Here is a 22,754-nt window from a genome sequence, read left to right on the forward strand (position 1 = left end):
CTAGCAATGCCGAACACCAGCAAAAGTTTGCTGACATTCAAAATGTCCGACCTCGTCAACCGGGGGGTATGAGAGGCCGGAACCAATAATAATATTGGCACTGACATTCATCGACACACTATTGAGTTCTCAAAGAACACACGCACAAGAATCCACCCGCAACATTTCGTAGGGGCTTCAGCGAGGCAGGGTTCAAACTTAGCCCACGCAAGTGCCCGGACGCAAATCCGGGCTAAGTGAGCTGTCTTACTTGTTGTTGTCGGCGCTCATCGTCCAACCTCGTTTCCCTGGTACTCGGTACCGGGTCGGTGTCCGTGTCGCTCTGACTTGAATAAAGTTACGTGTCGACAATTGCAATGTCAAATTCCCTAGTCAGGGGTTGTTTCACGTGTTCTCACCGGCGCGACATAGGCGGATCGGGCGAAACACGCCGGTGTGCGGCCGCTGTGTCGCTGTCGAATCCGATTGCCGCGCCGGTACGTCGACGGCCGGTACCGTGGCGCGGACAAGCCGAGGGCACGGGAGGGTCTGCGATGGCGGGGCGGGACGCGAGGCGACGGTGGGTTCGGCGGGTGGTGGGCGTCGGTGTCGTCGTCGCCAGTGGTGTGGTGGTGGTGACGGCTGCGGCGAATATGGCTACCTGGGCGCTGTCGTCGGGGCATCGCAGCGATGTGGCGGGAGCGCCGATCGTTCCCGTGGTGATCGTGCCCGGGGCGAAGGTCGCGGCGGACGGGACGCCGATGGCCTATCTCCAGGGTCGGCTCGATGTGGCTATCGAGTTGGTGGCAGCGGGGAAAGCTGGGGAGATCCTGTTGTCGGGTGACGCCGGTGGAGCGTCGGGGGACGAGATCGCCTCGATGACGCGGTATCTGCTCGAGCGCGGGATCGATCCGGCGATCGTGAAGGCCGATGGGGAGGGACTGTCGACGCGGGAGACGTGTGAGCGGGCGCGGTCGATGTTCGGGGTCGAGCGGGCGATCATCGTCAGTCAGTATCAGCATCTGCCGCGGGCGGTGGCGTTGTGTCGGGCGGCGGGGATCGAGGCCGATGGGGTGGTCGCGTACTGCGATTGCCGGCGGAGTACCGAGGTGCGCAACAACGTCAGGGAGTGGTTGGCCGCGCCCAAGGCTGTCGCGGAGATGGTGCTGCGCTGAGGGTTCTCGGTCGGACCCGATAGGTCCCTGGAGTAGCAGCCGAGGTGTTCGGAAGGGCGGCAGACTCCTACCTACCCAAGCGGGCATCGTGGCGGAGGCTTCAACGACGCCCCCGGAGCCACACCCGCCACCACCTCGGCTTGGTCGGCGTGGGTGTGGCAGCGACCGGCCGGACCCAAGGCTGGCCTGCCGACAGAGTCCGGCACCTCGCGTGAATGTCGTCGAGAAGCAGGTCCTGGTCGATGGTGTCGTCGTCGAGATGCCAGCGGAATCCATCGAAATCGGTAGCCAGATCGGCCAGCTCAGGACTCCCGACTTCGGGCGTGACCGAGAGGTAGTCGAGGTCGGACGCTATCCGGGTCAGGTGCTCGACGAAGATTCCCTCGCCCGCGAGGAGGGCTTTCGCGGCCTTCTCGGCCCGACGCATCCGTACATCAACATCGCGTGCGGACCATGCCGCCTCGGTGTCCGCGACGAGCCCCAGCTCTGCCAGCGCGGCCCGGAACACGGCAGGCGCGTCGCCGGTCTCGGTCCGGTGCAGGCAGGCGAGTTCCACCAGCGCGGGAGTGTCGTGGCCCTGGGCCAGGGCTTCGGCAGCGGCCATCGGCAGATCCTCGGGGTAGAGCTCGCCCACTGCGAAGCGGTCGGCGGTGCTGTCGAGGTCGTTCATCTGGTCAGCGTGCGGTAGGTGAGGAAGGGGTGGCAATGGAATTTCGGGGGGCGACGTTTCCTCGGCGAAAGATCGGTCAACCCTGTCGGTCGGTCCGGGAGGTGTGCGGACCGATTCCGATCATCGCGCTGATCAGCGCTTTTCAGGAGGATATTGTGCGAATCGTCAAGGCGGTAGCGGTCGGTCTGGCTGTTGTGGCCGCCACAGTCGTGGGGGTGGGTTCGGCTGCCGCGGAGCCGGAGCAGAAGGAGAACATCTATATCGATGTGTCGGTGCTGGGGTGTTCGGTGGGTGCCGGGCTGGGTGGGGATGTGCTCGTCGCGCTGGGTGGCGGGAGTGGGTCGAGTGCGCTGGTGAACTCGTCGCTGGCGGCGCGGCTGCGGGCCGCGGGGTGCCTGCCGCGGCTGTAGGACCTGCGCCGATGGTCTCGCCACGCGCGGCGGGACCATCGGGGTGCCGTGCTCGGGGAATCGCGATCGCGTACCGTGATCGGGGTTGTCATGATGGCCGACGGAATGGGGTGCATCGTGGGCGGATCCGAGCACGCCGCGCGGCTCGTACGTTTCTGGCAGACCGTGGAGTTGTTCGGTCCGCAGCGCGTTCCGGAGGTCGGGGCGCTGCCCGAGGACGGACTCGTGGTCGAGCCGGCGGCCGACGATCTCGCGCCGTGGGAAGACCTGACCGCGCTTCCGCCGCTGCGGGCGGGACGGGTGTGGCAGTTCGTCGTGTACGGCGGGCTGTTCGGGATCGGGCGTGCGCGGGAGGCACTGGTTCGGGCGTTCGGGGAGGACCGGCTCGAAGCCGATGCCCGGCGTGCCGGGACCACGGCCGCTTTCGCGGTGACGCTGACCGAGGACGGGGTGGTCGTCGGTGGTTCGGCGAGCCTGTCGGGGTTGGCGTGGGCGGTGAATCGGTTGCGGTCGCCCGGGCCGGCGGACAGTGGGTGGGCCGAGGGGTTCGATCATGATTCGGCCGCGTTCACGGCGGCCTTCGATACGTTGACGCGCGAAGCCGCGGCCGCCGATCCCGAAGAGATTCAGCACTCGCCCCGGTGGCGGGCGCTGGACGTGGCGGGTCGGGGTGTCGGCGCTTCGCTGATCGCGGCGGGCGCGGACGGGGTCATCTCCCCCGGGCTCGCCGGGATGTCCGCGCTGGCCTTCGCCGAGCGGCTCCTACCCCAGGACCCGGAGGAGCCCGCCGAAGCGCCGCACCTCAGCGGCCGCGATCTCCAGACGTTCACCGGCGAACTGTGTGGGGCGCTGGGGATTCGGTCGGAATTGCGCGCGGGTGGAGTGCGCGTCGCGTGTGTGCAGGTCGCGGCGCGCGACACGGTCGCCGGCGAGGATCGGCTGAACAGTGGTCTGCGTGCGGACCTCGCCACGCTGGTGGCGGCGATCGAGCGCGGCGATGTCGGCGCGGCGTTGCAGGACTACCTCGCCGCCACCGAGACGCTGCCGGTGCACGAGCGCATCGATGTGCGGGAGCGCCAGGACGTGGTGGTCGAAGGGCTGCTCCCCCATCTGGTTCCGGACGGACGCTGGCCGGGTGACCCGCTGGTGTCGGGTCAGCAGTTCGCGGTCGACAGCGCGCTGGCCGGATTGCGGGACGGCGCGGGGATCTTCGCGGTGCACGGCGCGCCGGGGACCGGCACGACGACGATGCTGCGCGATCTGCTGGCGGGGATCGTGGTGGAGCGGGCCGCGCAGCTGGCCTCGTTCGACAATCCCCTGGACGTGTTCACCGGGGTGACCGAGCAGGTGCAGGTCGCGAAGAACTACACGGTGGGCGCGCATCGGCTGGCGTCGAATGTCACCGGGTTCGAGGTGGTGCTGACGACGGGCAGCGAGGAAGCCGCCGCCGACGTGGTCTCCGAGATCCAGCGACGCGACGCCATCGACCGCGAGTTCGACCACTTCACCGAACTGGCCGATCTCGTCGGTGCCGAGCCGGCGTGGGGTTTGGTCGCCGCGGCGCTCGGTGACGAGCGACGGACCTTCGGTGAGCGTTTCTGGTTCGGCGACCGGTTCGCCACCGAGCACTTCTCCGGGTCGACCGCGGGCGGCATGCTCGACATTCTCAAACAGGCCGAGGCCGACCCGGATTCGATCCCGGACTGGTCGACGGCGGTGCAGGATTTCGCGAGTCGGCGCGCCGAGGTGCGCAGGCTCGCGCAGGAGCGGCAGGACGTCGCCGACGCGGTGGCCGAACTGCCCGACACGCACGAGCAGCTGCGGTCGATCGCGGCGGACATCGCCAATGCCGATACCGCGCACGCGCACTGGCGGGAACGGCATCAGCTGGCGACCGAGCACCTGCGGGCGGCACAGGCCACCCAGCACCGGGTCGGCAAGCTGCTCGGGGAGCACGGCGGGCAGAAGCCGGGGTTCACGGCGTCGGCGTCGACCGGTTTCAGCGCGGGCCGACGCTGGAGTACCCGGAGCAACGAATTGCTGCGCGAGCGGCATATCGCCGAGTCGGAGATGCGACGGCGCCAGACCGAAGTCGAGTACACCCGGGGGCAGTGGGCGGAGGCGGCCGAGCACGGGCGGGCGCTCATCCGGGCGCATCAGGACCTGACCGCGCGGCGCGAGGCGGCGCTGGAGATCATCGAGCGGGCGCGGGAGAACTGGGCCGACACCATCCCGTTCGGTGACGCCTCCGGGGACGACGAGCGGTTCCAGCTGTGCAATCCGTGGGCCGACGAGCAGTATTCGACCGCGCGGCGGGAGCTGTTCCTGTCGGCATTGCGGCTGCACCGGGCGTTCCTGCTCGACGCGGCGCCGCGGGTGCGCGACAACCTGATCGTGGCGATCGCGCTGATCCGGGGTGAGCTGGCCGAGGAGCCGAAGCCGGAAACCGTGGCCGCGGCGTGGCAGACGCTGTTCCTGGCGGTGCCGCTGGTGGTCACGACGTTCACGGCCGCGCCGCGGTTGTTCGAGGGGCTCGGGCGGGAGGCGCTGGGCTGGTTGTTCGTCGACGACGCCGGGCAGGCCGCGCCGCAGTCGGTGGCCGGTGGGCTGTGGCGGGCGCGGCGGGCGGTGATCGTGGGTGATCATCGTCAACTGGGGCCGATGGAGACATTGCCGACCTCGGCGCAGGAGGCGCTGGTGCGGCAGTTCGGGCTCGACGCGGAGTGGATGCCGGATCTGGCGTCGGCGCGGCGGGCGGCCGATCGCGGAGTGCGGCACGGGACGTGGCTGACACCGGCCGATGCCGCCGAACCGGTGTGGGTCGGTGCGCCGTTGCGGGTGCATCGGCGCAGTGACCTGCCGATTTTCGAGCTGACGCATCGGATCGCCTACGACGACGATCTGCTGATCTTCGGTACGCCGGAGCGGGCGGAGTTCCCCGGTCAGGATCGGTGGATCGATGTGCGATCGGCGCGGGCGGAAGGGAATTGGATTCCCGGCGAGGGTGAGGCGCTGGCCGAATTGCTGGCGCAGCTGACCGAGGACGGTGTGTCGCCCGGGGACATTCGGGTGGTCAGTCCGTTCCGGGATGTCGCGCGCGGGGCGCGGGAGATCGCGCGGGAGGTGCTCGGGGCGGAGTTCGCGGCGCATCAGGTGGGGACTGTTCATGCGATGCACGGGAATTCGGCCGAGGTCGTGGTGCTGATCCTCGGGACCTCGCCCGCTGCGGGTGGCTCGCGGCGGTGGGCGGCGACGAATCCGAATGTGCTCAATGCCGCGGTGTCGCGGGCGCGGCGGCGGGTGTATGTGATCGGCAACTACCGGTTGTGGAGCAGCCAGCGGTATTTCGAGGAGCTGGCCGCGCAGTGGACGGTGCAGGACGAACCGGTGCGTCAGACGGTCAGCCGGTAGAAGCGCCAGAAACCGAAGTCCTCGATGGGGAGGACATCGACGGCGGTGAAGCCCGCGTCCACGGCGTACTCCGCCAGTTTGGCGGTGCGCATGACGGTGCCGGTGCCCGCCGAGCCGGGGTGGGCCATGCCGTCGGGCAGGCAGATCAGCAGGCTGAAGCCGTACATCAGGCGGTCGACATCGCTTGCGGGTGCGGTGAATTCGGCGTCGACGGCTTCGTCCATGACGATCACGACGCCGCCGGGGCGCAGTGCCTTGCGCATGGCGGTGAGGATCTCGACGGGGTGGGGCATGTCGTGCAGGCATTCGAAGGCGAACACCGCGTCGAAGGTGGCTTCGGGCAGGTCGGTGGCGGCGTCGCCGTGGTGGAAGCGGACGCGGTCGCCGAGGTCGGCGGCATTGTCGCGGGCCATCGCGACCGAGGGTTCGTCGATGTCGTAGCCGTCGACCCGCAGTTCCGGGTAGGCGCGGGCCAGCGCGATGGACGACCAGCCGCCGCCGGAACCGACATCGGCGGCGCGGGCGTCCTGGCCCGCGAGTTTCGCGTGTATGTCGGGCACGCCGGCCAGGTCGACGGCGAGACGGTGCTCGAACCAGGGGCGGTTCATGTCGGACTGTGATTCGCGCATGTCCACGCCGTATTCGGACCAGCCGACGCCGCCGCCGTCGCGATAGGCGCGGACCAGGCCGGGCAGCTGGACCGCGGCGCCGGCCAGCATCCTGGCCAGGGGCGCGAGGTAGTTCAGGCTGGTGGGGTCGGTGAGGACTTCCGCGGGACCGGCGGGGAGGGTGAAGCGGCCGTCGTCGACGGTCAGCACACCGGTCGCGGCCTGCTGCTCCAGCCATTCCCTGGCGTAGCGCAGGTCGCCGCCGGCGCGCGCGGTCAGTTCGACGGCGTCGGCGGGGCCGTGCTCGGCCAGCGCGCGGTACCAGCCGAGCCGGTCGCCGAGGTGTACGGCGAGGATGTCGACGGCGCCGAGTGCCGCGCCGAACAGCCGGTCGGCGAACTGCTCACTGGTCTGCTCCGCTGCGGTCACGTCGATCCTCCTGGCTCGATCGCGGACCGGTCGGCCCGCTGTAGCGAAGTACGTGGTCGCGCGCCACGCGGTTCATTCCGGAGTCAACGATTCGGTCTCCGACCAGCCGGTTGCGGTGTGTTTGCGGGACACTGGCCGGTGCGTGTGTCGAATGATCGGAGTAGTCATGAGAACAGCCATCCTCGGATCGACCGCTTGCGCCGCGATCACGATCGTCCTCGCGCTGCCGGTGGAAGCCGGTGCCGACCCGGTCACCGATTTCCTGTGCAACAGCGGGTCGAGCCAGTTCTGTCCGCCCGCGCCGTCACCACCTGGTAGCGACTGCCATCCGTCGTATGACCCGTGTGTGCCGATCGCCAGCGATGTCGACTGCGAAGGCGGCAACGGGAACGGTCCGGCGTACACGGGACGAGTCCGGGTGATCGGGCCGGACGAGTACGGGCTCGACAGTGACAACAACGGGATCGGCTGTGAGACCAGCTGACGCGCGGCGCGGACGTCGTGCCGCTGGCCGATAGCTGCTGCCCCGCAGGCGCCGCGCATCAGCGGGCTCGGTCTACGGCGAATCGAACAGCAGGGCGCCGGGGGCGATCTCGGTGCCGATGGCGGCACTGACGATCGAGTCCTTCGGGGAGTCCATGACGACGATCGGGCAGATCGGGGAGTTGCCGGTGGCGGCGATCTCGGTGGGGTCGAAGGTGACGATCGGGGCGCCCGCCTCGACGTCGTCGCCTTCGGCGGCCAGGAGGCCGAAACCTTCGCCTTTGAGTTTCACCGTGTCGATGCCCAGGTGGACCAGGACGCCGACGCCGCTGCCCAGGATGACGAAGGCGTGCGGATGGAGTTTGAGGATCTTGCCCGCGAGGGGGGCGGTGACCGTGAGGGTGCCGCGGGTGCGGTCGGGGTCGATGGCAACGCCCGAGCCGACGATCTGACCGGCGAAGACCGGGTCGGGGACGTCGGCGAGGGGGATGACCTTGCCTGCCAGCGGAGCGAGGACGGGCACGCTCACAGGATGTCCTCGATGTCCTCGGCGAGGGTGTCGGCTTCGGGGCCGACGACGACCTGGACGACCGAGCCCGCCTTGAGGACGCCGTGCGCGCCGGCGGCCTTGAGGGCGGCCTCGTCGACCTTGCTGCCGTCCTTCACCTCGGTGCGCAACCGGGTGATGCAGGCCTCGATCTCGACGATGTTGTCCGCGCCACCCAGACCCTTGACGATCGCTTCCGCTTTGGACATGTGTTCTCCCTTTCCGCGGTGGTTGCCGGTTCCAGTATGGGAGCCTCGAATGTGCGCCACGTCATATTTCGCGGTTGACATCCGGCAGCCACCTGGTCAAACTTACAACTGGTTATGACCGGACAGTACCCGTCAGGGTCACCGGTTCACAACAGTTAACCCGGACAGACTCGCAAGTCCGTTCGGCTCGCCGAGACCGCCGGAAACCCGGCACGAAGAAGGTCGACATGTCTGCCGTTACCGACAGTCCCAAGCAAGAATCGAAGGTGTTCGCGGGGTTGCAGCGCCTGGGTCGCAGCCTCATGCTGCCGATCGCGGTGCTCCCCGCGGCGGGCATCCTGTTGCGTCTCGGACAGGACGATCTGCTCGGCCGGTTCTCCGCGCTGGAGAGCACGGCGGCGGTCATCTCGGCGGCCGGTCAAGCGGTATTCACGTGGTTGCCGCTGATCTTCGCCGTCGGTATCGCGATCGGCTGGGCGAAGAAGGCCGACGGGTCGACGGCGCTGGCCGCGGTGGTCGGCTACATGGTGATCGACGGCGTGTTCAAGGCGATGTCACCGATCGTGCTGGAAGGAAAGACCGATCCGAAGGGCGCGCAGGCGCTGATCAACTACGGCGTGCTCGGCGGCATCGTGATGGGCCTGCTGTCGGCGATCCTGTGGCAGCGGTTCTACCGCACGAAACTGCCGGACTTCCTCGGCTTCTTCAACGGTCGGCGGCTGGTGCCGATCCTGACCGCGATCACCGGCCTGGTGGTCGGCGTCGGCATGGCGTTCATCTATCCGGCCTTCAACTCCGCGCTCACCTGGGTGGGTGAGACGGTCGCCGACAACACCGTCGTCGGCGGCGGTATCTACGGCGCGGCCAACCGCCTGCTCATCCCGACCGGCCTGCACCACATCCTGAACTCGACCGTGTGGTTCCTCGTCGGCGACTACACCGACGCCTCCGGCCAGCTCGTGCGCGGCGACCTCAACCGGTTCTTCGCCGGCGACCCGACCGCGGGCACCTTCATGACCGGCTTCTTCCCGATCATGATGTTCGCGCTGCCCGCCGCGGCGCTGGCGATCTGGCACAACGCGCGGCCCTCGCAGAAGAAGCTGGTCGGCGGCATCATGCTCTCCACCGGTCTGACCGCGTTCGTCACCGGCATCACCGAGCCGCTGGAGTTCTCGTTCATGTTCGTGGCGTGGCCGCTGTACGTGGTGCACGCGATCCTGACCGGCACCTCGATGGCGCTGGTGAACGCGCTGGGCATCCACGACGGATTCACGTTCTCGGCGGGCGCGATCGACTATCTGCTGAACTTCGGCAAGGCCACCGACGCGTGGCTGCTGATCCCGATCGGCCTCGGCTACGCGGTGATCTACTACGTGCTCTTCAGTTTCGTGATCAAGAAGTGGAACCTGCGCACGCCCGGTCGCGAGGAGGAGACCGATGTCGAGGCCGGCGTGCCCGATGTCGCCGCGGTCGAAGCCGAGGCGGCGCTCGAGGCGACCGGCGATACTCGGACCGACGCGCCGCTGGTCGCCGAAGTCGAATCGAAGCTGGACAAGAAATTGGAAGGTGAGTGAGGACATGACCACCCGCACAGTCGTCGTCGGATCCCAGGTGGGGCTGCATGCCCGGCCCGCGGCGAAATTCACCCAGGCCGTGCAGGCCACCGGCGTGCCGGTCCGGATCTCCATCGGAGACGGCGAACCGGTCGACGCGGCCAGCGTCCTCGCGGTGATGACCCTGGGCGCGGAACACGGCACCGAGGTGACCCTGTACGCCGACGACGACGCCGTGCTGGACAGCCTGGCCGCGCTGGTGGCCTCGGATCTGGACGCCGCCTGATGGGCGAACAGGTGATCCGCGGCCTCGGCGTGAGTCCCGGTGTGGTCGTCGCGCCGTGGTTGCGGTTCGGTTCGCAGCTGGCGACCTCCGCGCAGGACCCGGTCGGCGGCTCCGTCGAGGACGAGATGGTCCGGGTCAAGGCGGCGCTCGGCGGGGTGGCCGACGAAATGCAGGCCAGGGCCGGTCGGGTGAGCGGCGTCGCGGCGGAGATCCTGTCGATGTCGGCGACGATGGCCCGCGACCCGGGCATCGTCGCCGCCACCGAGAAGCAGCTCGCCGACGGGATGCCGACCGCGCACGCGGTGCACCTGGCGTTCGAGGGATTCTGCGCCAAGCTCGAGGCGCTCGGCGGGTACATGGCCGAGCGCGCGACCGACCTGCGCGATATCGGCGGGCGCACCGTCGCGGTGCTGCTCGGCGAACCGATGCCGGGCATTCCCGAGCCCGGGTATCCCTTCGTCCTGGTCGCCCGCGATCTCGCGCCCGCCGATACCGCGATGCTCGGTGACAGCGATGTGGTCGGGCTGCTGACCACCGAGGGCGGGCCGACCAGTCACACCGCGATTCTCGCGAAATCGCTGGGGCTGCCCGCGGTGGTGAACTGTCCCGACACCGATCGGCTGGTCGAGGACGCACCGGTCCTATTGGACGGCAGCACCGGTGATGTCGTGATCGATCCGAGTCCGCTGCGTCAGCAGGCCGCGATCGAGCAGGCCGCCGCCGACGCCGCACGGCTGGCGGCGGCGAGCGGACCGGGGCACACCGCCGACGGGACGCCGGTGCAGATCCTGGTGAACATCGGCACCGTCGACGATGCCGAGAAGGCGGGACCGGTCGACAGCGAAGGCGTCGGACTGTTCCGCACCGAGTTCATGTATCTCGGCAAGGCGACCGCGCCCAGCCTGGACGAGCAGATCGCTTCGTACACCACGGTTCTCGAACAGTTCGCCGGGCGCAAGGTCGTGGTCCGCACGCTCGACGCCGGTTCGGACAAGCCGCTGCCGTTCCTCGATCTCGGGACCGAGGAGAACCCGGCGTTGGGTGTGCGCGGGCTGCGGATCGGGACGGTGTTCCCGGACACTCTGGCCACCCAGCTCACGGCGCTGGCCAGGGCGGGCGAGGCCACCGGGGCGGATCTGTGGGTGATGGCGCCGATGGTCGCCACCGCTGACGAGGCCGCCGGATTCGCCGCGCTCGCACGGGAATCGGGGCTGCGCAAGGTCGGCGCGATGATCGAGATCCCGGCGGCGGCGTTGCGGGCGGCCGATCTGCTGGCGCATCTCGATTTCGTCAGCATCGGGACCAATGACCTCAGTCAGTACACGTGCGCGGTCGATCGGATGGCGGGTGGGCTCGCGCATCTGCTCGATCCGTGGCAGCCCGCGGTGCTCGATCTGATCGCGATGGTCGGTGCGGCGGGGACGGCGGCTGGGAAACCGGTCGGGGTGTGTGGTGAGGCGGCGTCGGATCCGACGTTGGCGCCGGTGCTGGTCGGGCTCGGGGTGACGAGTCTGTCGATGTCGGTGCCCGCGTTGCCCGGGGTGCGGGCGGCGTTGTCGGCGGTGGATATCGAGACGTGCCGGGACGCTGCCGATGCGGCTTGTGCGGCCAGGAATCCGCAGGTGGCGCGTGAGGCGGTCGCGGCGATCGTCGGGCGGGCATGAATCGGAGGAGTGTGTTGGCGGTCCGGCGGGTGGTCGGGCCGTCGCACAGTGGGTGTGGCCGGGCGTTGTTCGTGCGTAGCACGAGGGTTCGCCCGGTGCGCGATACCGGGCACAACCACTCCCCCGCCTCCTGCCGACCAACTGATTTCGCCTGCGTCACCGATGGGCGACCTGTCGATCGCAGCGAAGTCGCGCGGGACACGGCGCGCGGTACTTCGGCGACGCGGCCGAACCGGCAGAAGGTGGCATTGCGGGAAGTCGTCCGGCAGGAGTCGCAGGAATCGAGCGCCGCGCAGAAGTCGGCGTGGACGGCCGATGTCGGGCATCAGCCAACGCGAGCAACCCACCTCAGGCCAGGGGCGGCGTGGTGACGGCCCGGGGTGTCGTGCGTGGGCGGCTCGTGGGAACGCCCACCGGTGAGATCGCCGATGGGGTGGTCGAATTCACGGATGGGCGCATCTCCTGGGTGGGTGCGGCAGCGGGTTATCCTGCGGCCGCGCAGCTTCCGTCGGCGAGTGACGAGCTGGTGTTGCCGGGGCTGATCGACGTGCACTGCCACGGTGGTGGTGGGTTCGGATTTCCCAATGCCGATGGGGCGGGTGCGCGGGTCGCGGCGGCGAATCATCGTGGTCAGGGCACGACCGGGTTGCTCGGGAGTCTCGTGTCCGCACAGCCGGAGGTGTTGATTCAGCAGGCGGAGCTGCTCGCCGATCTGGTGGATGACGGCGTGCTGCTCGGGGTCCATTTGGAAGGGCCGTTCATCAACGCATGCCGTTGCGGCGCGCAGGATCCCGCGGCGATCATTCCCGGTGATCCCGAGCTGTTCGAGCGGATCTACGCGGCATCGCGCGGCACCGTCCGATCCATGACGCTGGCGCCGGAGACCGCGCACTTCGAGGAACTCCTCGTCGCTATGCGCCGCAACGACGTGCTGCCGAGTCTCGGGCACACCGATGCCGATGCCGCCACCACGGCGGCGCGGATCGCGGACGCGGCCGGTGGGCCGATCACCGCAACGCACCTGTTCAACGGCATGCCCGCCTTGCACCACCGCTCCCCCGGGCCGGTCGGCGCCTGCCTGGCCGCCGCCGGTCGAGGGGACATGGTGCTCGAATTGATCGCCGACGGTGTGCATTTGGCGCCCGAGACCGTGGCGATGGTGTTCGACACGGTGGGGCCCGAGCAGATCGCGCTGGTGTCCGATGCGATGGCGGCGGCCGGTCTCGGTGACGGTGACTATCAACTGGGCGCGCTCGATGTGCGCGTGCGCGATGGGGTCGCCCGGCTCGCCACCGAGGACGGAACGCAGGGGGCGATCGCGGGTGGGACCGCGCGATTGCTCGAGGTGCTGCGCTGGACCGTGCGGAATGCGGGAGTCCCGTTGGTCAACGCTGTCACCGCCGCCACCCGCACGCCCGCACGGGTTCTCGGTCTCGACGACCGCGGCGTTCTCGCCGTCGGAATGCGGGCCGACCTTCTCGTCACCGACCAGTCATTGCAGCCGCGGCGGGTGTTCCTCGCCGGAACGGAAGGAATCTGATGGAAATCGTGATCCGGGCGGACGAGCACGAGGTGGCCACCACGGTCGCCGATATCGTCGGCGGCTATGTGGAGCGCGGCAACGCGATCCTCGGTCTGGCCACCGGGTCGTCGCCGCTGGGCAGCTACCAGGAGCTGGCGCGGCGGTATCGCGACGGCGCGATCGACTTCTCGACGGCGAGCGCGTTCCTGCTCGACGAGTACGTCGGGCTGCCGAAAGAGCATCCGCAGTCGTACTTCTCGGTGATCCGCTCCGAGTTCGTCGACCACGTGAATCTCGATCCGGCGCGGGTGCTGAGCCCGAACGGTGAAGCGGGTGACATCGCGGGCGAGGGCAGGCGCTACGACGCCGCCATCGCCGCGGCCGGCGGGGTCGACGTGCAGTTGCTCGGCATCGGCACCGACGGGCACATCGGCTTCAACGAGCCCGGCTCGGCGCTCACCTCGCGTACCAGGGTCAAGACGCTGACCGAGCAGACCCGCCAAGACAACGCCCGCTTCTTCGACGGGCCGCAGGACGTGCCGCACCACGTGCTCACCCAGGGGCTCGGCACCATCGGCGAGGCCGGTCATCTGGTGATGATCGCGCTCGGCGCTGGCAAGGCCGACGCCATCGCCGCCGCGGCGGAAGGCCCGCTCTCGGCGTTCTGCCCGGCCTCGGTCATGCAGTGGCACCGGCACGTCACCGTGGTGATCGACGAAGCCGCCGCGAGCAAGCTGAAACTGGCCGACTACTACAAGTACGCGCTGGCGAACAAGCCCGCCTGGCAGTCGTTCTGAGATGACCGCGCTCGAGTTCGCGGTGCAGGATGTGGCGGGCGCGATCGGCGCCCGCCGGGTCGGCGCGGATCGGGTGGAACTGTGCGCGGCGCTGGGCAGTACGGGTGGGCTGACTCCGAGTATCGGGATGATCGAGGCGGTGGTGTCGACCGGGATGCCGGTGCACGCGCTGATCCGTTGTCGCGCGGGCGGTTTCGTGTACGCCGAGGACGACGAGATCGCGGTGATGAACGCCGATGCGAAAGCGGCGGCATCGGCCGGGGCTGCCGGACTCGTCGTCGGCGCACTCACCCCGGACCATCGGGTCGATGTCGGCGTGCTGGAGCGGGTACTCGACGGGGTTCCGGTAGACGACATCGAACTCACCTTTCACCGGGCCATCGATCAGATCGCTGACCGAGCGGCGGCGATCGAGACGTTGATCGACCAGGGCATGACCAGAGTCCTCACTTCCGGCGGCGCGGCTCGCTGCTCGGACGGCCTCGACGAGCTGGCCGCCATGGTCCACCAGGCAGCGGGCCGGCTCCAGATCATGGCCGGTGGCGGTGTCACCGCGGCCGATATCCCAGCGCTAGCCCACATCGGAGTCGACGCGATCCACCTCTCCGCCCGCCGCGTCGTCGCCGATGACGGTGGGCCGGGTGGCGGCACGGCCGGACACGAGCGACTGGACGACGAACTCGCCGCAGCGGTCGCGGCACGGCTGCGCACCACGGCGGCTGGCTGATCAGCGGCCTGGATCGGCCCCCATGAGACGATGACCGGCCGCAGCACTGGATGTAGCTCGCCGATCCGGTAAACGCGAGCTGCGCTGCGGAGGTTGGCAGCTGAACCACCCGAAGCCGCCCCTACAAAGCACCACCGCGACCTAGCCCACACCGCCACCACAATGGCGGACGCGCCAACAAAGAACCGAGCGGCGCTCGGCTGCGGTAACGGCCGCACCGCCGACCGACAGCAGGTAGGTGAAGTGACGACGGGGAGGGGAATCCGGTACCGGATTCGCGACACGCCATGCCCGATCTGGTGAGCAGGCGTGGCGTGCGGCCGGCCGGGCGAGCGGGAACCCGTAGTCCGTTCCGGCGTCGATGATCTCGTTGGCCACCCCCGCAGCTGGGCCTCGCCCTGGCCGAGCGCGCCGCGGTTGCCTGCCGGTCCAGTCACCAGCGGCCTCCGTCGCTCACGCTTCGGTGACGGAATTGGCTGGCACCGGCGAACTCACCGAAATCGCACGGCCGTGTTGTTGACGGCGGGGATCAGCCGCCTCCCACCCGCGATTGCGACGGTCTCGCGGTCTGGAGACGGGACGCGAGGCCGAACCCTGCAGCGGTGCGTCCTGGTTGTCCGGCCCGCGCGCGGACCTGCATCGCCCGGGACTGGCGGGTTCGACGAGCGCTGGACGATGTACTCAGAGCCCTCGCCTCCGGGCGCGAGGGAAACTACCGGTTGACCGGCTTCTCGACGATCCGCGGACACCGGTCACTTCGTTCGAACGCGCTCGATAGTCGGGCTACGTTCGTGGCCCGAGTCAATGCGACCAGTGCCGCCGCCCACCACCGCATCGTGGTCGACGGCCTGTACCGACGTTCAAGAGCGTTCGGCGAGAATGAGTTCCGCTTCGCCGGGATTGCAGTCGAATGCCGCCTGGACCGCCGCCAGGGCTTGGGCGTGCTCCCCCGCCGCGACCAGTCGATCGATCTCCGCCCACTGATCGGTGGGTGCGGCGACCGACAGGTCGAGTCGGCGTTCGAGGCGTTCCCACATGCGGGCCACTGTCAGGTCACCCGCGAGTAGGGCACCCAGGTGGGCTTTGAAGGTGGGGTGTTCGGTGCGGTACATGCCCATCCAGCTGCTGTCGGGCGGGCTGGCCTCGGCGTTGGCGGTGCGGTCGGCGAGCTTGAGGATGACGGCGGGTGGGTGGGCGGCGATCTTGGTGTAGGCGTCGAGATTGCGGGCCTTGCGATTCGGGCCGACGCCGGTGACGGCCCAGACCAGGTCGAGAACCTCACGGCCGAAACGGGATTCGACGTCCTCGGCGGTGACCGGAGTGTCCTCGATGACGTCGTGCAGCCAGGCGGCGGTGCCGACCGCGCCGTCGTAGCCGAAGTCGTCGAGCACGGCCCGGACCGCCGCCAGGTGCTTCACATAAGGATGGTCGCCGTAGCGTTGGTCGCCATGGGACTCGAGGGCGAACGCCCGCGCCTCGGATTCCCGCTGATCGAACTCCATACCGCACCCCCGTGCTCGACTCGGATCGTGACGAGATCGACCCTAGCCGAGGCCACCGACAATCAGCGCGGCTTCCGGGCGGTGAGGATGCCGGTCTGGTACTTGCTCTGGGTGAAGTCGAGCTCGGTGAAACCGGTCGCGCGCAGCTGATCGGTGTAGTGGCGGATATCGGCGTCGGCGAAGGGGTTGCCGCCGCCGAAGAACGGGGACAACACCCGGCGCGCTCGCGGCGTGAGCGACGCGTCGGCCAGCAGCAACCGGCCGCCGGGGCGCAGGACCCGCCACATCTCGGCGATGGCGGCCGTGCGGTGCTTGGCGGGGATGTGGTGCATGACGAAAGTGCAGGTGACGACGTCGAATTCGCCGTCGCCGAAGGGCAGTTCCTGGGCGGGTGCCTGCTCGTAGCGGTGGTGCGCCGCGCGATCACGGCGGCGATTGTCGTCGACGGCGATCGCGGACGGGTCGACCCCGACCGCCGCGCCGGAAGGTCCGGTCGCGTCGCCCGAGGCGCGCACGAGTTTGCCCGGCCCGCAGCCGATATCGAGCGTGCGCTGTTCCGGTGCGATCCCGGCGGCCGCGACGAACTCGGCGAGCAGCCGACGCTGCCTGCCGAGGAAGAACACCGTGGTGAACAGGTTGTAGCGGCGCAGGCCCGCGATGACGATGCCGGTGTCGCTGTCCTCGACGAACATGGGGGTGAGAAGCTGATTCCTTGACATAGGTCCATGGTCGGGCGCGGCCACGGCGGCGACCAGGACCAGAACCGCCGGATCTGTCCGTTTCCGGACACATCCGGCGAAACCGTCCCGTGGAGGAACGATGGCCGAGCACACCGATCGACGGGTCCGCCGGACCAGGGACAACCTGCACCGCGCGCTGATCGAGCTGATGATCGAGCGCGGCTACGACCGGGTGACGGTCAGCGATGTCATCGAGCGCGCCGATGTCGGCCGCTCCACCTTCTACGCGCACTATCGCGACAAGGACGATCTGCTGCTGGTGAGCTGCACCGAGTACCTGCGCCGCGAGATCACCCGCACCACCGTGGCCGGCTCCCCGCTCGCGCCGCTGCGGGTGATGTTCGCGCTCGCCGCGCAATATCCGGAGGTCTACAAGCCGCTGATCGGGCCGAAGGCGACCACGACCGTGCTGCACGCCTATCGGCAGTGCGTGGCCGATCTGATCGGCGAACTCACCGCGGAGCTGCCCGGCGACACCATCGCGTTCCTGTCCTGGGGACTGCTCGGCTTCCTCGGCGCCGTGATCGACCCGGGCGACCCGGTGCCGCCCGCGACCGCGTGGCAGCGCTTCGAAACGCTCGCGCTGTACGGGCTCAGCGGCGACGCAGGTCGGGCCACGGTGGCCGGCGCAGCAGCGCCAGCGCCGCGATCACGCCCGTGAGCAGGCCGACCCATTCGCCGAGCTGAGCGATCCGGTTGGTGTCGACGGCGGGTGTCCAGTGCGCGCGGCCGTCGTGGATGACGAACACGCCGACCGGCCGCGCGGGCCTGCCGAATCCGCCACCGCGCGCGACGGTGATCACGGTCGCGCCGTCGGCGGCGGGCACCGGGTCGCCGAAGATGGTCGGCGGCGTGGTGACCGCCTGCTCGAGCCGTTCCCTGATCGTCATCCGAATCCCCGTCGGTCGTCGCGGCACTGCTGTCGAACATACGCGCCGGGCGGTGCGCTGCCCCGCCGTTCGCGAGCAGATCGCCCGAGACCGTGGGTGGGCTTGGCATGATGGGTGGGCCCAGCCACGACGAGAGGTGTTGCGCCCATGACCACCGCACCGGAGCTCGACATCCTGGCGACACCGTGGTCGCGTTCGCTCGGCCTGCGCGTGCCGGTGGTGAACGCGCCGATGGGCGGGGCGGCGGGCGGGCGGCTCGCGGCGGCGGTGACCGCGGCGGGCGGGCTCGGCATGATCGGGATGGGCAGTGCCGGATCCGTGGCCGCGCTGGAGCGCGAGCTCGCGCTCGCCGGGGACGCGGTGTTCGGGATCGGACTGGTCGACTGGGTGCGACAGCGCGAGACCGGACTCCTCGACGCCGCGATCGCCGCCGGGCCGCGGGCGCTGTCGATCAGCTTCGGTTCCGATTTCTCGTGGGTGCCGATCGTGCAGGACGCGGGAATTCTCGCGATCATGCAGGTCTACGACGTGCCGGGGGCGCATCGCGCGCAGGAGGCCGGGATCGACGTGCTGGTCGCGCGCGGGTGCGAAGGCGGCGGTCACGGGGCCGACCGGCTCGCCCTGCTGCCACTGCTGGACGCGGTCCTGGATACCGCGACCGTGCCGGTGCTGGCGGCGGGCGGGATCGGTTCCGGGCGCACGCTGGCCGCGGTGCTGGCGGCGGGCGCGGCCGGAGCCTGGCTGGGGACGTCGCTGGCCGCGGCCGAGGAATCCCTGCTGCCCGAGAACGCGCGCCGGGCGATGCTCGCGGCCGATTCGACACACACGGTGGTGACCACCGCTTTCGACGAGACCCTCGACCTGCCATGGCCGCCGATCTATCCCGCGCGCGTCCTGCGCAACGACTTCACCGATCCGTGGTCGCGCCCGGAACCCGACGAAGCGCGGCCCGACGCGGATCTGCTGCGCACAGCGATCGCCGCCGACGACGCGACCATCGCGCCCGTCGACGCGGGACAGGGCGTCGGGCTGATCACCCACATCGAGCCCGCTGCCGCGATCGTCGACCGGCTGTGCCGGGACGCGGCCATATTGTTGCGGCGCTGAGGGGCCGGGTCTTACGGCTCACCGGTCCGGCGACTCACCGGTCCGACACGAGGCGATTCTAGAGCCCACAGCCCAACGGCCAAGCGGCTTAGGCCCTCAGCGGCCCAGTGCCTCAGCGGCTCAGCGGCTCAGCGGCTCAGCGGCTCAGCGGCTCAGCGGCTCAGCGGACAGGATTGCGCAGGTCGACGGCGCGGACGGGATCGGTCAGCATGCCCTGGTCGAGCTGGATCGTTTCCTCGGTGCGCCAGCGGGCATGCCAGATCGGTACGCCGCCGGGCAGATTCGTCTCGCGGGCAGTGGTGAGCAGCGGGAGTTCCAGGCGGGCCGAGGTCACCGTGACCGCCGCATTGGCCGGGGCGTGTGACCAGACGTCGTCGACCACATCGGTGATCCGGATGCCGAGGCGATGGCCGGCGGCCAGGCGGGCGTCCTGCCAGAGCAGGCGGATCGCGGCTTCCGGGCGGACCGGGGCGATGCCGCGGGTCAGCACGGTGGCGCGGCCGTCGGGCGCGATGTCGTAGAGCTCCAGTGCGACGGTGGCTTCCGGTGGTCCGGACAGGTGCACGGTCGCTGTCGCCCGGCCCGCCAGGTGCAGTGCATCGGTGACCGGCGCCGAGATCGACCAGATCTCACGGTCGGGGCCGGGCAGCAGGCCGCGATCGGTGAAGGTACCGGTGCGCAGGTCGACGGTCACGCGCTCGGAATCGACCGGCGGCCAGACGGTCTCGCCGCGCCAGCCACCGTCGAACTGGCCGACGGTGACCGGCGGGCCCGGCACGTCGACAGCGGCACCGGCGACGTGCCGATCCAGGAACGCCGCCAGTTCATCGGTGAAATGCGGTGTACCGCAGCGGCTGCGGCAGTCGGAGTGTCCCCACTGGCCGAACCAGGCCCGGTGCTCGCCGGGGCCCATCGCCTGCCAGGCGTCCAGGACGCGGTCGGCGCGGGTGTTGGAGTCGAGGAAGCTCTGGCCGAGGAACAGCGGGGTGGTGTTGCCGCGCAGGTCGTCGACGAGGTCGCGGTCGCGCCAGCCCGTGTTGGCGGCGTTGTGGTCGGTGGTGAGGGCGAGGTAGTTGTCCGTGCATTCCTTGGTCAGAGCGACGGCGTTGGCCTGGTATTCGGGTGAGTCGTCCCAGCGGCCGGGGGTGTGGGCGATGGCGAGGTGTTCGGGGCCGGCGAGGTCGGCGGGGCGGAGTCCGTCCTCGGTCAGCGGTTTTCCGCCGAACTTCCACGAGATGCCCTGCATGTACAGGTAGGTGTACGGGTCGACGACGGGTTCGAACGCGGCGACGGCGGCCAGGCCCTTGGGCTTCGCGGCCAGCGCGAGCATGCCGGTCCAGCCCTCGTAGGAGGTGCCGACCACGCCGACACGACCCGTAGACCACGGCCTGCTCGCCGCCCATTCGACGGCGGTGGCCACGTCGGACTGCTCCCCCGGGCCACCGAAATCCGGGCAGCCGTTGGAGCCGCCGTAGCCGCGCAGATCCACGATCACATAGGTGTATCCGGCCTTCAGCGCCCACTCGACCGGCAGATTGTCGGTCGACGGGCCGCCCTCGAGGCGCGGCTGGGTGAGGTAGGCGAGGTGCGCGCGGTACGGGCTGACCGTCAGCAGCACCGGGGTGCGCACGTCGTCGGCCAGGCCCTGCGGCCGCAGGATGTCGGCGTGCAGGCGAGTGCCGTCGGGGGCGGTCAGGTACTCCTGCGTCCACTGGAACGCCACATTCACCGGATCGGCCGACACCGGCGCCGCAGTCCCCAGCACCAACGCCACACCGGCGGCGACCCTTGCCGCCATCGCACCCCATCGCACGGATGGACTATCGCCGGTCGCGTCGTGGGAGTCCAGCCCCGAGATCCGGGGGGCCGCGGACTAGGGCTGGGGTTGCGGGCGGACGGTGAGGATCTGCTGGGCCACGCCGACCGGTCCGCGGACGTCGTGCAGCACGGTGCTGGTCAGGCCCTGACCGGTGTGGCCGAAGGTGACGCTGGTGTCGAGGCCGGTCCACTCGCCCTCGGGCTGCCGGTACAGGTGGATCGTCAGGTCGACGTTGGGGAACATCCACTTGGTCGGCTCCTGGCGGACCGCGATGCCGTTGGCGGTGTCGACCAGCGCAATGAACGACGCCAGAGGCTCGCTCGATTCGCCGGACACCAGTTCCACAGGCGAATGGATCCATGCGGCGGTGCGTCCCGGCTGCGGGAGCCCGACGGGGCGGGTGTCGATGGTGGCGATGTAGCCGCCGGGCCAGACCGAGCTCAGCGCCCACGAGGACAGGGTGTCCGGGGCGGGCAGCCGATCGGGTTCGCCACCGGCGACGCTGTCGGTGTCCTGATCGCTCAGCAGCCAGGCGCGGGCGCTCACGACATCGCGACCGGCGATGACGACCGTGGCCTCGACCAGTTCGATGGTGCGGCCGGGCCGGACCGTGCGGACCTCGATGTCGAACTCCTCGAAGCCGATGCGGCCGAGGATGTCGAAGCTGATCCGGCTCAGCGCCAGCGTGGGGCGTTGTTCGCGCGCTCGCGTGCGCAGGATCTCGTGCACGATCAGCCCGCCGAGGGGGCTGAAGTGCTGTTCGTCGCGGGCCCAGGCGCCGCCCGCGTTGGCGGTGGGCACGAAGCGGTGCGTGCCGACGCGCTGGAAGTAGCTGGGGGCGATCGTCTCCGTCACAAAATTCAACCTACGGGTCGAATTTTCATCTTTCCAGTCGATTAACCATCCCTGTGGTCGACTTCACAGCGCCACGGGACCGCCGACGGCGCCCGATATGATCGGCCGATGACTTCGATGGCGGACGAGAGCGTCGCGCCCGCCGGGCGCGCGGCCAGACGCCGCGATCGCCGCAAGGCGGAGATGATCGATGCCGCGTTGCAGATCCTGTCGAGCAGCGGCTATCAGGGGATGCGGTTCGAGGATGTCGCCGAGCGCTCCGATATCGCGAAAGCGACCCTCTACCACTACTTTCCGAGCAAGGACGCACTGGTCTCCGCCGCACTGGAGAAGCTGACCTCCGATGTCCTGACCCACCTGGGCGCCGCGCTCGACGCGGCGGCGGATCGATCCGCCGCCGATCGACTGCGCGCGCTCGTCGCCGAGCAGCTGCGGGTCCTCACGGCGCTGTATCCCGAAGTGGGGAAACTCTTCTCGTTCCCGGCGCCGTGGCCCGCCGAGCACACCGAGTCGATCAAGACCATGCGCAGGCGGCACGACCGGATCTTCCGCGAGGTCGTCGACGCGGGCATCGCGTCCGGCGAATTCGATTGCCCCGACCCGTCGGTCGCGCTGCACTGCCTGCACGGCATCCTCAACCACGCCTCGATCTGGCTCCGCCCCGAGGCCGACCCGGACGGGCGGACCCGCGATGCCGTGGTCGAGGAGTCGCTGCGCCTGTTCGTCCGGGCCTGAAACCTCGCAGATCGGGCACTGCACGGACCCGCGGGTCAGGTGTCGGAGCGAAGGGGTAGTTTCTCGGGCACGGGCGGGGGATTCTCGCTCGTCACGGGAGGGACCCACTGTGGCTGAGCCGAGAACCCATCACTATCAATTCGCCCATCGGGTCCTGCCCGATCTAGCGCAGCGGCTCGGCGCGCGCATGGTCACCGACGAACCGCCGTTCGGCTACACCGAACAGCTGAAGTACCTGTGGGACACCGTCGGTGAGCAGCTCGCCCCCGACGACCGGCTGCCCTGCGACGACATCAGCGGCCGCCGCCTCGACGGCGACGGATTCCGGCTCCTGCTGGTCCAGCTCCCGACACCGGCCGCCCCCGCGGAAGCGCATTTCGTCGCCGTCGTCCTGCCCGACGAGTCCGAGAACGTGCGGATCTTCACCCTCGAACGCGCCGCCCTCCAACCCCCGGACCGCTCCGACGCCACCATGCTCGGGTCCTGGGCCGACCACAGCCACTTCAACCTGGGCCCCGGCCCCCACCCCGACGCCACCGCCTTCGTCGCCGCCATCCACTCGAAGCTCGCCGCACCGTAGTTCCCGACAGGGGTTCCACGGCCCGGCGCCGAACGGCGCAGCGCGCTGAGCGTGCG

General features: G+C 69.6%; 23 protein-coding genes. 14 read left to right on the top strand and 9 right to left on the bottom strand.

Annotation, left to right across the window (positions count from 1 at the left end):
• Nucleotides 1-572 precede the first annotated feature (572 nt).
• Entirely contained in the window at nt 573-1,154 is a 582-nt protein-coding gene (locus tag AB0H54_RS22605; protein ID WP_357347581.1) for an ElyC/SanA/YdcF family protein, read from the top strand.
• A gap of 100 nt (nt 1,155-1,254) precedes the next feature.
• Here AB0H54_RS22605 and AB0H54_RS22610 read toward each other — a convergent pair whose 3' ends face one another.
• The gene (locus tag AB0H54_RS22610) at nt 1,255-1,824 is read right to left on the bottom strand and encodes a hypothetical protein (RefSeq protein ID WP_357347583.1); all 570 of its coding nucleotides are present in this window, start codon (nt 1,822-1,824) and stop codon (nt 1,255-1,257) included.
• A gap of 215 nt (nt 1,825-2,039) precedes the next feature.
• On the opposite strand from AB0H54_RS22610, the gene AB0H54_RS22615 reads away from it, so the two are divergent.
• Nucleotides 2,040-2,234 carry a hypothetical protein gene (locus AB0H54_RS22615; RefSeq protein ID WP_355279243.1) on the top strand — a complete coding sequence of 65 codons (195 nt, stop codon included), beginning with the start codon at nt 2,040-2,042 and terminating at the stop codon, nt 2,232-2,234.
• 93 nt (nt 2,235-2,327) lie between these two features.
• Nucleotides 2,328-5,645: an AAA domain-containing protein gene (locus AB0H54_RS22620; protein ID WP_357347585.1), complete on the top strand. Its 3,318-nt coding sequence runs from the start codon at nt 2,328-2,330 to the stop codon at nt 5,643-5,645.
• Here AB0H54_RS22620 and AB0H54_RS22625 read toward each other — a convergent pair.
• Nucleotides 5,627-6,682 carry a class I SAM-dependent methyltransferase gene (locus AB0H54_RS22625; RefSeq protein ID WP_357347587.1) on the bottom strand — a complete coding sequence of 352 codons (1,056 nt, stop codon included), beginning with the start codon at nt 6,680-6,682 and terminating at the stop codon, nt 5,627-5,629. The genes AB0H54_RS22620 and AB0H54_RS22625 overlap by 19 nt on opposite strands.
• A 166-nt stretch (nt 6,683-6,848) precedes the next feature.
• On the opposite strand from AB0H54_RS22625, the gene AB0H54_RS22630 reads away from it, so the two are divergent.
• Nucleotides 6,849-7,166 carry a hypothetical protein gene (locus tag AB0H54_RS22630; protein WP_357347589.1) on the top strand — a complete coding sequence of 106 codons (318 nt, stop codon included), beginning with the start codon at nt 6,849-6,851 and terminating at the stop codon, nt 7,164-7,166.
• A 72-nt stretch (nt 7,167-7,238) separates the two neighbouring features.
• Here AB0H54_RS22630 and AB0H54_RS22635 read toward each other — a convergent pair whose 3' ends face one another.
• On the bottom strand, nt 7,239-7,694 hold the full coding sequence (locus AB0H54_RS22635) for a PTS glucose transporter subunit IIA (RefSeq protein ID WP_357347591.1): 456 nt from the start codon (nt 7,692-7,694) through the stop codon (nt 7,239-7,241).
• Nucleotides 7,691-7,921, bottom strand: coding sequence for a PTS glucose/sucrose transporter subunit IIB (locus tag AB0H54_RS22640; protein WP_218721810.1), 231 nt, complete (start codon nt 7,919-7,921; stop codon nt 7,691-7,693). The genes AB0H54_RS22635 and AB0H54_RS22640 overlap by 4 nt, the downstream gene beginning before the upstream one ends.
• A gap of 227 nt (nt 7,922-8,148) precedes the next feature.
• Here AB0H54_RS22640 and AB0H54_RS22645 point away from each other — a divergent pair, with 227 nt between their 5' ends.
• From AB0H54_RS22645 to AB0H54_RS22670, 6 genes are all read left to right on the top strand, one after another.
• Nucleotides 8,149-9,495, top strand: a complete 1,347-nt coding sequence (locus tag AB0H54_RS22645; RefSeq protein ID WP_355279233.1) for a PTS transporter subunit EIIC — start codon at nt 8,149-8,151, stop codon at nt 9,493-9,495.
• A 4-nt stretch (nt 9,496-9,499) separates the two neighbouring features.
• Nucleotides 9,500-9,760: an HPr family phosphocarrier protein gene (locus AB0H54_RS22650; RefSeq protein WP_357347593.1), complete on the top strand. Its 261-nt coding sequence runs from the start codon at nt 9,500-9,502 to the stop codon at nt 9,758-9,760.
• Entirely contained in the window at nt 9,760-11,424 is a 1,665-nt protein-coding gene (gene ptsP / locus AB0H54_RS22655; RefSeq protein ID WP_357347595.1) for a phosphoenolpyruvate--protein phosphotransferase, read from the top strand. Before AB0H54_RS22650 ends, ptsP begins: the two co-directional genes overlap by 1 nt.
• A 364-nt stretch (nt 11,425-11,788) precedes the next feature.
• Entirely contained in the window at nt 11,789-12,964 is a 1,176-nt protein-coding gene (locus AB0H54_RS22660) for an amidohydrolase family protein (protein ID WP_357347597.1), read from the top strand.
• Nucleotides 12,964-13,743: a glucosamine-6-phosphate deaminase gene (gene nagB / locus AB0H54_RS22665; protein WP_357347599.1), complete on the top strand. Its 780-nt coding sequence runs from the start codon at nt 12,964-12,966 to the stop codon at nt 13,741-13,743. The genes AB0H54_RS22660 and nagB overlap by 1 nt, the downstream gene beginning before the upstream one ends.
• A gap of 1 nt (nt 13,744) precedes the next feature.
• Entirely contained in the window at nt 13,745-14,470 is a 726-nt protein-coding gene (locus tag AB0H54_RS22670; RefSeq protein ID WP_357347601.1) for a copper homeostasis protein CutC, read from the top strand.
• Between the two features lie 860 nt (nt 14,471-15,330).
• Here the strand turns inward: AB0H54_RS22670 and AB0H54_RS22675 are convergent.
• Nucleotides 15,331-15,972, bottom strand: coding sequence for an HD domain-containing protein (locus AB0H54_RS22675; RefSeq protein WP_357347603.1), 642 nt, complete (start codon nt 15,970-15,972; stop codon nt 15,331-15,333).
• A 62-nt stretch (nt 15,973-16,034) separates the two neighbouring features.
• Nucleotides 16,035-16,691, bottom strand: a complete 657-nt coding sequence (locus AB0H54_RS22680) for a methyltransferase domain-containing protein (RefSeq protein ID WP_357347605.1) — start codon at nt 16,689-16,691, stop codon at nt 16,035-16,037.
• A gap of 100 nt (nt 16,692-16,791) precedes the next feature.
• Here AB0H54_RS22680 and AB0H54_RS22685 point away from each other — a divergent pair, with 100 nt between their 5' ends.
• Entirely contained in the window at nt 16,792-17,373 is a 582-nt protein-coding gene (locus AB0H54_RS22685; protein WP_357347607.1) for a helix-turn-helix domain-containing protein, read from the top strand.
• On the opposite strand, the gene AB0H54_RS22690 is transcribed toward AB0H54_RS22685, so the two are convergent.
• Nucleotides 17,306-17,602 carry a hypothetical protein gene (locus AB0H54_RS22690; protein WP_355279213.1) on the bottom strand — a complete coding sequence of 99 codons (297 nt, stop codon included), beginning with the start codon at nt 17,600-17,602 and terminating at the stop codon, nt 17,306-17,308. The genes AB0H54_RS22685 and AB0H54_RS22690 overlap by 68 nt on opposite strands.
• Before the next feature lie 171 nt (nt 17,603-17,773).
• On the opposite strand from AB0H54_RS22690, the gene AB0H54_RS22695 reads away from it, so the two are divergent.
• Complete coding sequence (locus AB0H54_RS22695) at nt 17,774-18,709, top strand: nitronate monooxygenase (protein ID WP_357348466.1); 936 nt, start codon at nt 17,774-17,776, stop codon at nt 18,707-18,709.
• A 160-nt stretch (nt 18,710-18,869) separates the two neighbouring features.
• On the opposite strand, the gene AB0H54_RS22700 is transcribed toward AB0H54_RS22695, so the two are convergent.
• Complete coding sequence (locus tag AB0H54_RS22700; protein ID WP_357347609.1) at nt 18,870-20,522, bottom strand: CocE/NonD family hydrolase; 1,653 nt, start codon at nt 20,520-20,522, stop codon at nt 18,870-18,872.
• Nucleotides 20,523-20,582: 60 nt separating this feature from the next.
• On the bottom strand, nt 20,583-21,383 hold the full coding sequence (locus tag AB0H54_RS22705; protein ID WP_357347611.1) for a thioesterase family protein: 801 nt from the start codon (nt 21,381-21,383) through the stop codon (nt 20,583-20,585).
• Between the two features lie 108 nt (nt 21,384-21,491).
• Here AB0H54_RS22705 and AB0H54_RS22710 point away from each other — a divergent pair, with 108 nt between their 5' ends.
• Both AB0H54_RS22710 and AB0H54_RS22715 read left to right on the top strand, forming a co-directional pair.
• Complete coding sequence (locus AB0H54_RS22710; RefSeq protein WP_357347613.1) at nt 21,492-22,118, top strand: TetR/AcrR family transcriptional regulator; 627 nt, start codon at nt 21,492-21,494, stop codon at nt 22,116-22,118.
• Between the two features lie 109 nt (nt 22,119-22,227).
• The gene (locus tag AB0H54_RS22715) at nt 22,228-22,698 is read left to right on the top strand and encodes a hypothetical protein (protein WP_357347615.1); all 471 of its coding nucleotides are present in this window, start codon (nt 22,228-22,230) and stop codon (nt 22,696-22,698) included.
• Nucleotides 22,699-22,754: the final 56 nt, after the last annotated feature.

It is taken from the genome of Nocardia sp. NPDC050718 (assembly GCF_040654235.1).
Taxonomy (GTDB): domain Bacteria; phylum Actinomycetota; class Actinomycetes; order Mycobacteriales; family Mycobacteriaceae; genus Nocardia.

Bases quoted from the DNA above. Each gene is read 5' to 3' on its own strand.
- AB0H54_RS22610 (WP_357347583.1), bottom strand. From the start codon at position 1,824: ATGAACGACCTCGACAGCACCGCCGACCGCTTCGCAGTGGGCGAGCTC.
- AB0H54_RS22620 (WP_357347585.1), top strand. From the start codon at position 2,328: ATGGCCGACGGAATGGGGTGCATCGTGGGCGGATCCGAGCACGCCGCG.
- AB0H54_RS22630 (WP_357347589.1), top strand. From the start codon at position 6,849: ATGAGAACAGCCATCCTCGGATCGACCGCTTGCGCCGCGATCACGATC.
- AB0H54_RS22640 (WP_218721810.1), bottom strand. From the start codon at position 7,921: ATGTCCAAAGCGGAAGCGATCGTCAAGGGTCTGGGTGGCGCGGACAAC.
- AB0H54_RS22645 (WP_355279233.1), top strand. From the start codon at position 8,149: ATGTCTGCCGTTACCGACAGTCCCAAGCAAGAATCGAAGGTGTTCGCG.
- AB0H54_RS22650 (WP_357347593.1), top strand. From the start codon at position 9,500: ATGACCACCCGCACAGTCGTCGTCGGATCCCAGGTGGGGCTGCATGCC.
- ptsP (WP_357347595.1), top strand. From the start codon at position 9,760: ATGGGCGAACAGGTGATCCGCGGCCTCGGCGTGAGTCCCGGTGTGGTC.
- nagB (WP_357347599.1), top strand. From the start codon at position 12,964: ATGGAAATCGTGATCCGGGCGGACGAGCACGAGGTGGCCACCACGGTC.
- AB0H54_RS22670 (WP_357347601.1), top strand. From the start codon at position 13,745: ATGACCGCGCTCGAGTTCGCGGTGCAGGATGTGGCGGGCGCGATCGGC.
- AB0H54_RS22675 (WP_357347603.1), bottom strand. From the start codon at position 15,972: ATGGAGTTCGATCAGCGGGAATCCGAGGCGCGGGCGTTCGCCCTCGAG.
- AB0H54_RS22680 (WP_357347605.1), bottom strand. From the start codon at position 16,691: ATGTCAAGGAATCAGCTTCTCACCCCCATGTTCGTCGAGGACAGCGAC.
- AB0H54_RS22685 (WP_357347607.1), top strand. From the start codon at position 16,792: ATGGCCGAGCACACCGATCGACGGGTCCGCCGGACCAGGGACAACCTG.
- AB0H54_RS22690 (WP_355279213.1), bottom strand. From the start codon at position 17,602: ATGACGATCAGGGAACGGCTCGAGCAGGCGGTCACCACGCCGCCGACC.
- AB0H54_RS22710 (WP_357347613.1), top strand. From the start codon at position 21,492: ATGACTTCGATGGCGGACGAGAGCGTCGCGCCCGCCGGGCGCGCGGCC.